We start from the raw sequence: 13589 nt of genomic DNA on the forward strand, positions 1-13589 counted from the left end.
GAATGCGGACCGCTTTTTGATTCATATTAATAATAGGTTTTGACAATATTTGCACAGCGAGGGCAAAGTTCAGGATGGTCGGAATCCTGGCCGATTTCTTTCGATACCATGCGGCACCGTTCACATGTTTCTCCTTCAGCCTGTGCAACGACAATTTTCCCTGTCTCAAACGTTTGTGCATCTTCCGGAGCTTCAGCTTCAGTACCGGCGATCGTCAATTCTGAAACGATAAAGAGCTGTTTTAGATCTTCGTTGATGGAAGACAGCAAAGTTCTTGACTGCTCGTTCGGATACAGCGTCAGGCTTGCAACGGAAGATTTTCCGATCACTTTTTCATTCCGGGCTGTTTCAAGGGCTTTTAACACGTCGTCGCGAAGCTTCATGAAGCGGTCGAATTTCTCTTCCGTCTCTTTTGCATTCGGAATGTGCTGTGTTTCAGGCATATCGGTAAGCTGAACGCTTTTTTCCGTTACAAATGTGAAATGGCTCCACATCTCATCTGCCGTATGCGCCAAGATCGGTGCGACCAGCTTGACGAGCGCGACCAATGTTTCATAAAAAACGGTCTGCATGCTGCGGCGGTCTTTATGATCGGCGTGCTCAATATAAACGACATCTTTGGCAAAATCCATATAAAACGCGCTCAGTTCAATTGCACAGAAGTTATGAACGGTATGGTAAATCACCGCAAAATCATATTCTTCATAAGCTTTTTTAACTTTTTCAATGACATTGTTCAGCTTGATCAGCATGTATTGATCGACTTCGCGAAGATCTTCTACAGCCACCGCGTCTTTTGCCGGATCAAAATCGGCAATATTCCCGTGAAGGAAGCGGAATGTATTGCGGATTTTCCGGTACACTTCAGCGACTTGCTTCAAAATCGCGTCAGATACGCGGACATCTGCTTGATAGTCGACAGAGGCAACCCACAGCCGCAAAATATCGGCTCCAAACTGATTCATGATTTTTGCCGGAACAACCACATTGCCGAGCGATTTACTCATTTTGCGGCCTTCTCCGTCAAGCGCAAATCCGTGCGACAGCACGCCTTTATATGGGGCTTTTCCAGTGACAGCGACAGCCGTTGAAATGGATGAATTAAACCAGCCGCGGTATTGGTCAGAACCTTCGAGATATAAATCCGCAGGTCTGACCAGGTCATCGCGCTCTTCCAATACAGCCTGGTGGGATGAACCGGAATCAAACCAGACGTCCATGATATCCTGTTCTTTCGTGAACTTCCCGTTCGGGCTTCCCGGATGTGTAAAGCCTTCCGGAAGCAGTTCATTCGCTTCTTTTTCAAACCAGATGTTTGACCCGTGCTCCCTGAACAAATCAGAAACGTGCTGAATCGTTTCATCGGTGATGATCGGCTCGCCGTTTTCAGCATAAAATACCGGAATCGGCACGCCCCATGCGCGCTGTCTGGAGATGCACCAGTCGCCGCGGTCGCGGATCATATTATAGAGACGCGTTTCGCCCCATTCAGGCACCCATTTTGTTTCCTTGACGGCTTCGAGCAGCTCGTTTCTGAAGTCTTTGATCGACGCGAACCATTGAGCGGTCGCCCGGAAAATCGTCGGCTTTTTCGTTCTCCAGTCATGCGGATAGGAGTGGGTGATGAAATCAAGCTTCAGCAAAGCGCCGTTTTCCTCAAGCTTTTCCGTAATCGGCTTGTTGGCCTGATCGTAGAACAGCCCTTCAAAGCCTGGCGCTTCGCTCGTCATATTTCCTTTCTCATCGACAGGGCAGAGAACGTCAAGTCCGTATTTCTGACCGATGATAAAGTCGTCTTCCCCGTGGCCCGGAGCGGTATGAACACATCCTGTGCCGGCGTCTGTCGTCACGTGCTCGCCAAGCATGACAAGTGAATCTCTTCCGTATAAAGGATGAACGGCCACAATATGCTCCAAGTCTTTTCCTTTGACGGTCTGTACAACTTCAGGATTCTCAAAGCCGACCGCTTTTGCTACGCTTTCCACCAATGCGCTTGCGATCACATAGCGGGAACCGCCTTCAGCCACGACGCTGTATTCTAAGTCGGGATGCACGGCGATTCCGAGGTTGGCCGGGATCGTCCAAGGCGTCGTCGTCCAGATAACGATTTTTTCGCCGTTTGTCAAAACGCCTTTTCCGTCCTTCACGTCAAAAGCGACATAAATGGATGGTGAGCGTTTATCCTGATACTCGATTTCCGCTTCAGCCAATGCCGATTCACTTGAAGGAGACCAGTAAACAGGCTTTAAGCCTTTGTAGATATAGCCTTTTTTCGCCATTTCGCCAAACACTTTAATTTGCTGTGCTTCAAATTCAGGCTTTAACGTGACATACGGGTTTTCCCAATCTCCTCTGACACCGAGGCGCTTAAATTGCGCTTTTTGGCCTTCGATTTGCTGCCACGCATATTCTTCGCAAAGCTTGCGGAATTCGGCTACCGTCATTTCTTTGCGCTTTACTTTTTTGTTTTTCGTCAGCGCTGTTTCGATCGGCAGTCCATGGGTATCCCAGCCGGGTACATATGGCGCGTGATAGCCGCTCATCGACCTTGAACGGACGATGAAGTCCTTCAAAACTTTGTTAAGCGCATGCCCCATGTGAATGTCACCGTTTGCGTACGGAGGGCCGTCATGCAGAACAAACATCGGCCTGCCTTCTGTCCGTTGCTGAACGAGGCGGTAGATGTCCATATCTTCCCATTTCTCCTGAATGTCAGGCTCCCGCTTCGGCAGGTTTCCTCTCATTGGAAAATCCGTCTTCGGCATTAAGAGCGTGTCTTTGTAATCCATTCCCATTCCTCCAAAACATTTTTCTAAAACAAAAAAAGCCTTTCATCCCATAAGGGACGAGAAGGCTTTGATCTCGCGGTACCACCCTTTTAGACAAGCCGAATTCGGCTTATCCTCTCAAACATCGTAACGTGACGGAACGTCCTTTCCTACTGCACGGTTCAGAAAGGAAACTCGAGGGCTGATCCACATGAATTCCGGCAATCCCAGGCTCACACCTCCCCCGGGTCGCTTCGATTGCTTTTAGGAATCGATGTCTGTCCCTCTCAAACGTTTTTCATCTCAATTATGAACGTATTATATGCGAACTGATCAGAACATGTCAAGATTGAAAGGAAAATCTATTCCCTTTCGTCCATGACTGCGTCTACTTCATACTCAAGCAAATGATCCCAGTCATCATTTTTCAGCAGGTCAAGCTGGGCTTCGATCAGCATTTGGAAGCGGGTTCTGAATACTTTTGACTGCTTTTTCAGCTCTTCGATTTCCATTGCGATCTTTCTCGATTTAGAAAGAGCTTCATTGATGATCCGGTCTGCGTTCTTCTCGGCTTCGCGGACGATGAGCTTCGCTTCTTTTTCAGAGCTTCGTTTTACGTCCTCTGCCGCTTCCTGTGCGACAAGAATCGATTTATTCAATGTCTCTTCAATCGTTGAAAAGTGTCCGAGACGCTCATCGAGTTCATTTACCTTCGCTTCAAGCTCTGTTTTTTTGCGAAGCACGATCTCGTAATCCTTTCTCACCTGGGTCAGAAATTCGTTCACTTCGTCTTCATCATAGCCGCGGAACGCTTTGGTAAATGTCTTATTATGAATGTCATTTGGCGTCAATGGCATGCTGCCCACCTCCATTATTTTCTTTATGTACAATTGTCCTATTCAACATTATAAAGCAAAATTCGACCGGGTGGAGAAAAAACTGTAAAACGGCTTATTTTTGTTTTTCAAATGTCAATCTCCACTTGCCTTTTTTCGTTTTGCCGTCAATGCTTTTCAGCGTGAAGCGCCCAAAGCCGCGAACAGACAGCTTGTCCCCTTCCGCAAGTGAATATGAGGGGTCTTCGATGACCTTCCAATTCACTTTGACGAGTCCGTTTTTGACAAGCGCCTGGGCTTTTTGCCGAGACAGTCTGCTCACTGCCGAGCAAATAGAATCAAGCCTTAAAGATGAAACTGTATCATCCATTATTTCGACATCTTGCTCCGGTACTTTAAGCTTTGACAGCGGAATTTTTTCCAGAGATACTTTCACCTTGCCGATTTGCCCGAGCTGGGAAAACACGAAATCAGCAACTTCTTCCGAACAAACAAACTGCCATATCCCGCCGGCATAGATCAGATCACCGAACTTTTGCCGCTTCAGCCCGATCCCCATTAAAGATCCTAGAAGCTCGCGATGTTCAATGGAGGCGAATTTCTGCGGATACAGCACTTCATAAGCCTGAAGCTGAAAATCTTCCGCGGACGGCTCGGCATATTCCGGATAAAGGATGGCCCGTTTTCGTTCGGCTTCAGAAAAGCCGCCGAAAAACCCGAGCTTCACCTCATCCGGCTGACCAACGAGAGAATTCAGAATCACCTGCTCCCGGGGATCCAAAAAATCGGTCAGCTTCATCCGATATTGATCAGCCACTATTTGTTTCCATTCGAGAACCTGGTCAATGAACGGCTCTTCGTCTTTTCTGAAATGCTGGTAAATATCGCTCATTGTCTTTCCTTTCTAAGTCAACGGGCTTGGCTTAGAGCCAAGCCCCCACTTGCCAGCAAACGTTGAAGGCAACGCTTCGGCACTTTCTTCAGGCTCCGTGCCATCCTTAAAGGGACCGGAAATAGAATGTTTTAAAAAGCGCCGAGCATTCTGAAGACCGCAATAAGCCCCATATCTGCGAACCGCAGGACAAAGATCGCCACAATCGGAGAAATGTCAATCATGCCAAGCGGAGGAATGATTCTTCTGAACGGTTCAAGATAAGGCTCACAAACAGATGCCAACACTCTGCCGAATGATGTTGCTCTAGCATTCGGCACCCAGGACATAAAAATGTAAATAATAAGCGCAAACGAATAAACGGTTAAAAGCATGCTTAAAATTTTATAAATATAAAATAGGATCATCTGCGATTTACCACCTCTGGTGTTCTTCTTCTATGAGCTCGGAAATCGTGCCGGAGACATCGACGTTTTCAGGCGTGCATAAAAAGATGTCGGAGCCGATCCGCTGAATATCGCCGCCGAGGGCGTAAACCGTCCCGCTTAAGAAATCGACGATCCGTTTCGCCTGGTCATGCTGGATGCGCTGCAAGTTGACGACGACTGCGCGGCGGTTTTTAATATGATCTGCAATTTCCTGGGCTTCTGCGTACACCCGAGGCTCACTTAACACTACTTTAGAAGATTTTTGAACGCTTTGCAAACTTACTACATTCTGCTTCCCCGCCGATTTTGACTGGTAGGCGGTTCTGTCTTTTGATTCCTGTTCTTCAGGGAGCTCCTCCCTGTCTGTTTCAATATATTCGTATTCGTACTCCTCATCTTCTAAGGAAAAAAAGTTTTTAAATTTGTTTTTCAAACTCATGATTGTCCACCTCCAGTTTCATTTCCGACTAAGGAAGATCCGATTCTGACGAAGGTCGCGCCTTCCTCGACAGCAATTGTGTAGTCATTCGACATCCCCATCGACAGCTCGCTGCACGGAGCGTTCCATTGATCCAGCTTCTGAACCTCGCCGCGCAGCTCTCGCAGCTGGCGAAAACAGCTCCTGATGACCGCTTCATCATCCGTAAATGGCGCCATTGTCATCAATCCGGCGATTTTGATGTTTTCATAAGCGGACAGCTTCTTTACAAAAGGAAGCACCTCATCTGTTGCCATTCCGTGTTTGGAAGGTTCGAGCGACGTATTGACCTGTACAAAACAGTCAACCGGTTTTTGCGCCCTTTTTTGAATTTCATCTGCTAAAGAAAGCCTGTCTAAAGAATGAATATATGAAACATGATCGATAATCGCTTTTACTTTTCTTGTTTGGAGCGTACCGATAAAATGCCATACCGGTCTTTCATCCTTCAGCATTTCGCACTTATGAAGCAGCCCGGCATCCCGATTTTCTCCCAAATGCCTGATTCCTGCATCAAGCGCTTCCCGCGCTCTTTCAGGCGATACATATTTGGTGACTGCGATGACGGATATTTCTTCAGGTGTCCTGCCTGATCTTTTACACGCTTCGTTTATTCTGTCATGTATATGTCGTAAATTGCTTTTCACATCCACCTGTAAGCTATACCTCCTTTAACCCGATAAAGGACATCATCCGTCCGGTCTTTCCCCGATCTCTTCGATGGGAGAAAAACAGCGAACGCTCGCAGCTCGTGCACAGCGAGCTCACTTTGATTTGCCCGTCGGGAATTCCCGCATGTAAAAGAAGCTGTCTGTTCACCTCTTTTAGCTCCAGGCGGTACTCCCCTTCTTTTATCTGCACAAAAGCTCTGTCTTGTTCCTGAAGAGGAAGCTGTCTGACTTTGCTGATCACATGGTCATCGACCGTGTAGCAGCAAGCGCCGATCGAAGGCCCGATCACGGCGTGGATGTCCCCTGGATTAGACCCTTCACGGCTCTTCCAGGTTTCAATCATTTTCCCGGCAATCCCCTTGACGGTGCCTTTCCATCCTGCATGGGCGATTCCGACAAGCGAGCGGACGGGATCGTAAAAATAAACAGGAACACAATCGGCAAAACAGAGCGCCAAAAATAAATTTGTCTCGTTTGTATAAAGCCCGTCTGTTGCCGCGAGAGCCGTTTCGTAACGCAAAGCTCCCCTGCCGCGGTGTTCATGTGTCACTTTTTGAATGCGGTCCTCGTGAGTCTGATCGGCAAACACCCATTCATCCAGGTCTGTTTGCAAAATTTCGGCAACTTTTTTTCGGTTATTTGCGACATGCCGCTCATGATCCTGAACGTGCAGTCCTGTATTTAATGATTGAAAAGGCGGTTCGCTTTCCCCGCCGTTTTTTGTCGTAAATCCGGCTGTAAGCGCTCCGCCGGTTTTGGCCGTCTGATTCCAATCCTCAATCAAAAGAATTGACGGAGCATCAAGACGAAAGGGTTTATATGTACTCATGGTGATCAGCCTTTCGACAAATGTCATCATATCGCTCCTATTTTAACACATCTTTCTGCTTTCGTTTAGTTTCGTTTCAAAAAACTAAACGAAATGTATTTTTTGAAATATGAGCTCCTGATTTTGGCGCTTTACCTCGACCGGTTTGTTGAATATCAGCTTAAACGAACTAAAATGACGTCTTCTCCAATTTTAACTATATTTCGCCACGGAATAACGATCTCCTCTTCTTTTCCGAAAAATCCGAATATCCTTCCCGTTCCACCAATGACGATCGCCTGAATTTTCCCTGTCGTAACATTGATGTCAATGTCGCCGATGCTTCCGAGCCTTTTTCCGTTTGAAACATTTACAACATCCTTCACCTGGAAATCGGAAATGTTCATCATATTGTTGGGCACGCCTCCCTGTTCTACTGTCCTTTTATGATTATATGAAAGGCAGTCTCTCATTTAGACTGCCTTCAGATGACTTTATTTCGCTTTTTTCCTGCCGATGAACACATCGAGATCGACGGTAATGGCGGCCGATTCCTTCTTTAAAAAGGAGTTGATCCGATCCTTCTCCGCGGTCCAGGATAAAGGCGTCATGTTGATAAGCGGCAGAAGAAGCCGCTGAGTTAACACGCTGCTGTAAGTGAGCTCCATCCTGTCTTCCAGGTCAAAATGCGCACAGAACCGGTCTGCGGTATCCTGATTGGAATAAGCCAGCTTTTGGGGGGCGTCAAAAAACGCTTCCCTTAATTCCTGCAAATAGCCGCTTTTGGGAATCACTTTTATGACAATGCCGTCATCTGATACAAGCCGCTTGAATTCCGCATAATTAGAAGGCGACAATATACTCAGGATCACATCCATTGACCGATTCCGAAAAGGAGCGTTTGCCAGATCGGCGACACACCAGATCGCCTCTCTATCCTGCCTGGCTGCCGCTATAATCCCCGCTTTCGACAAATCCATCCCCACGCCTAAAAGCCGCCGTCCGGAGCGGATTTGAAGTTCCTCTGTGATCCGTGCCAAATGCGAGCCCTCCCCGCATCCTGCATCAAGGATTTTGACGGTTTTTCCGGCTGGCAGGCCGACTCGTTTGATGCGGTCTGCCAGCGCTTCGCACAGCGGTTCAAAAAAGCCGCTGCCGGCAATCGTCCTTCTGGCTTCAAACAGACCTTTATCATATTTTACAGCGGGAGAATGCGTCATGACATTGACATATCCCTGTCTGGCAATATCGAATGTATGGCCGATTTTGCAAATTAAGCTTTTCCGGTCGGCAACGGTCATTTCTGCGGCGCACATCGGACATTGAAACATCGTTTCAAATCTCCCCATGAGCGCGGCGCTTTGCAATCTCTTCTTCACGATGATACACCTCATTCATTCATGTTTTGGATAAATGAAAAAGGCATAGACAAATACACCCGCCCCCTCGCGATTTTAAAAAACCCGACGGTGTGGATGTTGATGATTCGTCTATACCTTCCATTATCTATAACGAATGAATTGGATGATCATAGTGAACCCGCTCTCCTTTCATAGACATCTTATCAAGCTCTTTTTTAATTGTGAAGTCTTATATTCAAGCGACACCTTACATAAAAAATATTTTCCGAGACCTTTTTCCTATAAATGCAAATAACTTAAGTTCCAGGATCAACAAAAAGCCATTGGCACAGTCGTTTTAGACTATGATCAAACACCCAAAAAGAGACAAAAAATCCTAAAATGAACCAAAAAATAAATATATTGTCATATTATATTTTGTTTTGTACAATAATTCACATCACTTGATTTTATAAATGAAATAAAGAGAGGATGGACGGTATTGGCAGCAAAAATCGTTGATGAAAAGATCGGAAACATGCTGAATGAATGGTATAAGTCCTTGAAAGAAAACAATCTGACAAAAGCATCTGAATGGCGGAAAGTCATTGAGATGCTGTTACCCCAAATCAAGGAGAATCGGCATCTCTCACATTATTTCGAATTGCTTGATTCGCGTTTTACTCAACTGACAGAGCATTTCAATCGATCCGGACATGTGTTGCAGGAAGGAGTGCATACTAAAACCGATCATATGCTTCAATACTATTTTTACTTTTTTTCCGGTATGTATCAGTTTGATCAAAAAAATTTCCTAAAAGCCATCGATTTTTTTAGAATTACTGAACAAAAACTCGCTAACATTGACGATGAAATCGAAAAAGCGGAGTTTCATTACTACCTGTCAATCGTTTATTATAAAATCCGGCAAAACTACTTTTCGCTAAGCCATGCTGAAAAAGCCCTCGACTCATTTAAAGCCCATGGCTCTTATCTTGCGAAAACGCTGAAATGCGAAATGGTGATAGCGGCAAACGAAGCGGATTTGGAACATGATGAAAAAGCTGAACAGCTTTATAAGCACGCACTCAAAGAGGCCGCTTCTCTTGACCCTCTGACAGAAAGCAATGCATGCTTTCATTTGGGAATATGCTATGAACGCAGGAATCTGTTGTCTGGAGCAAAACGATATATTGAGCGGGCGGCAGTCATTCACGAACAGCAACATTCAATGTTTGCCGTTCGAAGCACATATATGCTGAGCAGAATCAATTATAAGCTTAACCTGCATCATGAAGCACGCAAATGGTATTGGAAAAGCCTTGAATGGGCGGACAAAGAAAACGAGCCGATCTATAAAGTCAAATTGGGCATCATCTGCTCGCTGTATGAACGCCATGATTTGCTTGCCGTTGAAACTGCCTTACAGCAGCTAAAGGATCAAAAACTGTGGTCTGACGTAGCGGATTTGACTTTACAAGCGGCTTTTTACCACAAAACGCGGGGAGACAGCGATATAGCGGTGAAATATTTTGAAGAAGCATGCAAGGCGAAAGACCAAATGCTTGCATTAATAGAGGAGTCATCATCACCTGCCTCAACCCGCGGCAGCACCATCGCATAAGGTTCCATATGCCAAGCCGCCGTTTGACATACATGCGAGGGAGCCCTTTTTTATGAAAAGGGCTCCTGTAAAGCTTCGCCATTCTTGGAAGCTGACGCGGAAACACCGTTTAACCGCTCACATTTGCAGGCTTTTTCTTCGATAAGTACGGTCTGTCATCCGTCCAAACGGCTTTGACCGGCATCTCAAAAAAGGCCGACAAACTGTCGTCTGACATCATGTCTCTCGTCTTCCCCTGTGCAAATACTTCCCCCTTTTTAAGCAGCAGCGTTTTGCTGAAAACAGGGAGTATTTCCTCGGCGTGGTGGGTGACATACAGCATGGATGGCGCATTCTTTTTTTTCGCTATCCTGTCGATCGTTTCCAGCACTTGTTCCCGCGCGATAAAATCGAGGCCTGTAACAGGTTCATCCAGAATCAGGAGCTCAGGATCGGCCATCAAGGCTCTTGAGATCAGCACCTTTTGCCTTTCCCCCTGGGAGAGGGTTTCATACCTTCTGTCCGCATACTTGAGAGAGCCGAATTCCTCCAGGAAGGAAATCGCTTTTTCCCTGATATCCTGAGTAGGTGTTTCATAAAGTCCGATCGATGCGAACGCGCCGCTGAGCACAATTTCAAAGGCGCTGTCCTCAGGGTAAAGTTTGTGCTGCAATGCGGCTGACACGAGTCCGATCTTGCGGCGGAGCTTTTCTCCGAGCTCTGTTTTGCCAAACTCATGTCCCAGTACATTCACTCTCCCTGAAGTCGGAAAATAGTAAGCGCACAGCATGTTGAGCAAAGCCGTTTTTCCGGCGCCGTTTAAACCGTATAGTGCCCAGTGCTCCCCTTTTTTCACCGTCCAGTCTACATCGCTGAGGATCCATTCTCCATTCCGCTTTAGTGATGCATGTTCAAGCTGTAAAACCATTTTTGTGCCCCTTTCCAGTTATGTAAATTTTCTGATAAATTAAAATATAATTCTTTTATTATAGCTCATAATCGCAGCAAAGTGAATGATAGTTTTCCAATTTTAACATGTAAAAAGCCGCAGACTGTCTGCGGCTTAATGGATATTCTTATTCATTTGTTTGATTGCGGCTTTTTCGAGCCGTGATACTTGAGCCTGGGAAATTCCGATCTCATCTGCGACTTCCATCTGCGTCTTGCCTTGGAAGAAGCGTTTTCTGAGAATCATTTTTTCACGCTCGTTCAGCCGTCTCATTCCCTCTTTTAATGCAAGCTCTTCGATCCATTGGGAATCTTTGTTCCGCTCATCGCTGATTTGATCCATCACATAGATCGGATCTCCTCCGTCATTGTAGATGGGCTCAAACAGTGATACAGGATCTTGGATGGCATCAAGGGCGAAGACGATTTCTTCGTGCGATACTTCAAGCTCTTTGGCGATTTCCTCTGCTGTCGGCTCCCTGCTTGTCTCACTGATAAGACGTTCCCGCACTTGCAGCGCCTTATACGCGATATCCCTGAGTGACCGCGATACGCGAATCGGGTTGTTGTCTCGCAGATAACGGCGGATTTCTCCAATGATCATCGGTACAGCATATGTTGAAAACTTAACATTGTGGCTCAGGTCAAAATTATCAATTGATTTCATTAGTCCGATACACCCGACTTGAAATAAGTCATCAACATATTCTCCTCTGTTGTTAAACCTTTGAATGACGCTTAAGACAAGGCGCAAATTGCCGTTAACAAGCTTTTCTCTTGCTGAGCGGTCTCCTTCTTCCTGCATTTGCTTGAATAACTTTCTCATCTCTTCATTCTTGAGCACGGGCAGTTTTGATGTATCAACCCCGCAGATTTCAACTTTATTTCTCGACACTTTTTTCCCTCCCTACAGGAGCTGCTGTACAAAGTTCAGTATCTCCTTGGGTGGGAAAAATATGCATCGTTAATTTCCAAAAATAAGAAGACAGGAAGACAAACCCTTTGCTGGCAACGATTCAATTTTTATAAAAAAATTAAACCATCTTATTAAATTCTTTCCTCAGTCTTTTGATGATTCTTTTTTCCAGCCGGGAAATATATGACTGCGAAATACCGAGCATATCCGCCACATCTTTTTGCGTTTTTTCTTCGCCTCCGACAAGTCCGAAGCGAAGCTCCATAATTTGCTTTTCCCTGTCATTCAGCTGCTCGAGCGCTTTTTTCAGCAGCTTTTTGTCAACGTTTGCCTCGATATCCTTCGTGATGATGTCATTTTCCGTTCCGAGCACATCTGACAGCAATAATTCATTTCCGTCCCAGTCGATGTTTAGCGGTTCATCAAACGATACTTCTGAACGGATTTTATTGTTCCGTCTTAAATACATTAAAATTTCATTTTCTATACATCTTGAAGCATATGTAGCCAGCTTGATTTTCTTCTCGGGATTAAAGGTGTTCACCGCCTTGATGAGGCCGATCGTACCGATGCTGATTAGATCCTCGATATTGATGCCTGTATTCTCAAATTTTCTGGCGATATATACAACAAGCCGCAAATTGCGTTCAATTAAAATCGCCCGCGCCGCCTGATCGCCGTCGGGCAGCTTATGAAGAAGCACCTGCTCCTCGTCTTTTGATAATGGCGGCGGCAGCGCTTCGCTTCCGCCGATATAATAAATTTCATCGCTTTTCAATCCGAGCTTTATTAAAAGTTTATACCAGAGATAGGTCAGCCTTAATTTTAGTTTTTTCATTTTCCTCCCCCTTCTAAATAAGCGTCCCCGGGAGTATGATAGTGTAACGGGTCCCGAGGTGTTATGAAACGTGTTTGACAGGATGGCCGGACAGCATTTTCGGGTGAACGATCGCATCGAACTCATCATCCGCCGACAGCGGCGAGGTACTGATTCCGATCAGGCATTTCGGCGCTTCGAGCACCTCCTTTTTCGTATATATCAGCACATGATCAGGCTTGAGGCACATTAAAAACTGATGCTGATGGCCGACGCCCCTGTATGGGATTAAACGAATCCTGCCGATATGCGGAAATGCATCATCAAGCAGGCCGATGGCGTCAACAGGACTGTTTTCCATGATGACCGAGCTGGCCTCTTCGCCCAATATGCCGTTCAGTTTTTCAATATTGACAATCATGACAGGTGTTTTTGTAATCGGGTCGTACAGCTGATTTCCAGAATCAATCAATCCGTTAAAATGAAGCGTATGTCCGTCGATATCCGCCTGAAGGCGTACGCGTTCCTCGTATTGAATCTTTTTTGCCTCGGCGTCTTCAAAGCGTTTTTTTGAAAACAGCCATACAGCCGGAAATCCGGCTCCGACAAACAGCCAGCTGACGGGATCGCCAAAACCGGACCAATTTGTCATAAAGACGCCGTTTTCCATGATCGAATCCGTTTCCAGCAAAGAATGAACCCCGATCATTCCCCCTCCCATTAAAAAAGTGACAAAATAAAAAGAAAACAAATTTTGCAAAAAAAAGCGAAACCGTTTAAATCCAAACGTCACAAGAACGATGAAGATGGAAAAAAACAGCTTGCCGGCCGGGTGAAGGACATATGGCGATAAAGGGGTAAACATAAACAGAACGATGCTTGACGCAACGAGCGCCCCAAGGATGAACCTTCGCTTTTTTACCCTTCGCTTCAATATAAACGCGGTCATCAGTAAAAGCAGCAAATCAAAACAAAAGTTTAACAGCCAAATCGCATCCAGATAAATCTCCACGTCCGTCCCCTTTCCTTGCGTATTCCCTTTCTGCGACCGGTTGACCATATGTTTGTTTTCCTAAGTATAAAG

14 protein-coding genes and 1 other annotated feature are annotated in these 13589 nt (G+C 45.8%); of the genes, 1 reads left to right on the forward strand and 13 read right to left on the reverse strand.

The window, feature by feature from the left end:
- Positions 1–26: 26 nt before the first annotated feature.
- The 9 genes from ileS to BTR1S_RS03170 all read right to left on the reverse strand — a co-directional run bounded on the left by ileS (position 27) and on the right by BTR1S_RS03170 (position 8260).
- Positions 27–2789 (reverse strand): isoleucine--tRNA ligase, encoded by a 2763-nt coding sequence (gene ileS / locus BTR1S_RS03130; protein ID WP_006638250.1) that lies wholly within the window; start codon positions 2787–2789, stop codon positions 27–29.
- A gap of 49 nt (positions 2790–2838) precedes the next feature.
- Positions 2839–3069 (reverse strand) — a binding site (T-box leader).
- A gap of 61 nt (positions 3070–3130) precedes the next feature.
- Positions 3131–3625: a DivIVA domain-containing protein gene (locus BTR1S_RS03135; protein WP_006638251.1), complete on the reverse strand. Its 495-nt coding sequence runs from the start codon at positions 3623–3625 to the stop codon at positions 3131–3133.
- Between the two features lie 94 nt (positions 3626–3719).
- Positions 3720–4496: a YlmH family RNA-binding protein gene (locus tag BTR1S_RS03140; protein WP_029418528.1), complete on the reverse strand. Its 777-nt coding sequence runs from the start codon at positions 4494–4496 to the stop codon at positions 3720–3722.
- Between the two features lie 131 nt (positions 4497–4627).
- The gene (locus BTR1S_RS03145) at positions 4628–4903 is read right to left on the reverse strand and encodes a YggT family protein (protein WP_006638253.1); all 276 of its coding nucleotides are present in this window, start codon (positions 4901–4903) and stop codon (positions 4628–4630) included.
- 7 nt (positions 4904–4910) lie between these two features.
- Positions 4911–5363, reverse strand: a complete 453-nt coding sequence (gene sepF / locus BTR1S_RS03150; protein ID WP_006638254.1) for a cell division protein SepF — start codon at positions 5361–5363, stop codon at positions 4911–4913.
- Entirely contained in the window at positions 5360–6055 is a 696-nt protein-coding gene (locus BTR1S_RS03155; protein ID WP_006638255.1) for a YggS family pyridoxal phosphate-dependent enzyme, read from the reverse strand. Before BTR1S_RS03155 ends, sepF begins: the two co-directional genes overlap by 4 nt.
- 7 nt (positions 6056–6062) lie before the next feature.
- Positions 6063–6902, reverse strand: coding sequence for a peptidoglycan editing factor PgeF (pgeF, locus tag BTR1S_RS03160; RefSeq protein WP_029418529.1), 840 nt, complete (start codon positions 6900–6902; stop codon positions 6063–6065).
- A 155-nt stretch (positions 6903–7057) separates the two neighbouring features.
- Positions 7058–7291 (reverse strand): YlmC/YmxH family sporulation protein, encoded by a 234-nt coding sequence (locus BTR1S_RS03165; protein WP_006638257.1) that lies wholly within the window; start codon positions 7289–7291, stop codon positions 7058–7060.
- Between the two features lie 84 nt (positions 7292–7375).
- Positions 7376–8260, reverse strand: a complete 885-nt coding sequence (locus BTR1S_RS03170) for a putative RNA methyltransferase (protein ID WP_029418530.1) — start codon at positions 8258–8260, stop codon at positions 7376–7378.
- 463 nt (positions 8261–8723) lie between these two features.
- Here BTR1S_RS03170 and BTR1S_RS03175 point away from each other — a divergent pair, with 463 nt between their 5' ends.
- A complete protein-coding gene (locus tag BTR1S_RS03175; protein WP_029418531.1) occupies positions 8724–9845 on the forward strand; it encodes a response regulator aspartate phosphatase in 1122 nt (373 codons plus the stop codon).
- A gap of 109 nt (positions 9846–9954) precedes the next feature.
- Here BTR1S_RS03175 and BTR1S_RS03180 read toward each other — a convergent pair whose 3' ends face one another.
- From BTR1S_RS03180 to spoIIGA, 4 genes are all read right to left on the reverse strand, one after another.
- A complete protein-coding gene (locus BTR1S_RS03180) occupies positions 9955–10752 on the reverse strand; it encodes an ABC transporter ATP-binding protein (protein WP_006638260.1) in 798 nt (265 codons plus the stop codon).
- Between the two features lie 135 nt (positions 10753–10887).
- Positions 10888–11667, reverse strand: coding sequence for an RNA polymerase sporulation sigma factor SigG (gene sigG / locus BTR1S_RS03185; RefSeq protein ID WP_006638261.1), 780 nt, complete (start codon positions 11665–11667; stop codon positions 10888–10890).
- Positions 11668–11806: 139 nt separating this feature from the next.
- A complete protein-coding gene (gene sigE, locus BTR1S_RS03190; protein ID WP_006638262.1) occupies positions 11807–12526 on the reverse strand; it encodes an RNA polymerase sporulation sigma factor SigE in 720 nt (239 codons plus the stop codon).
- Positions 12527–12587: 61 nt separating this feature from the next.
- A complete protein-coding gene (spoIIGA, locus tag BTR1S_RS03195) occupies positions 12588–13517 on the reverse strand; it encodes a sigma-E processing peptidase SpoIIGA (protein WP_006638263.1) in 930 nt (309 codons plus the stop codon).
- Positions 13518–13589 lie beyond the last annotated feature (72 nt).

It is taken from the genome of Bacillus sonorensis NBRC 101234 = KCTC 13918, from assembly GCF_001592005.1.
Taxonomy (GTDB): Bacteria; Bacillota; Bacilli; order Bacillales; family Bacillaceae; genus Bacillus; species Bacillus sonorensis.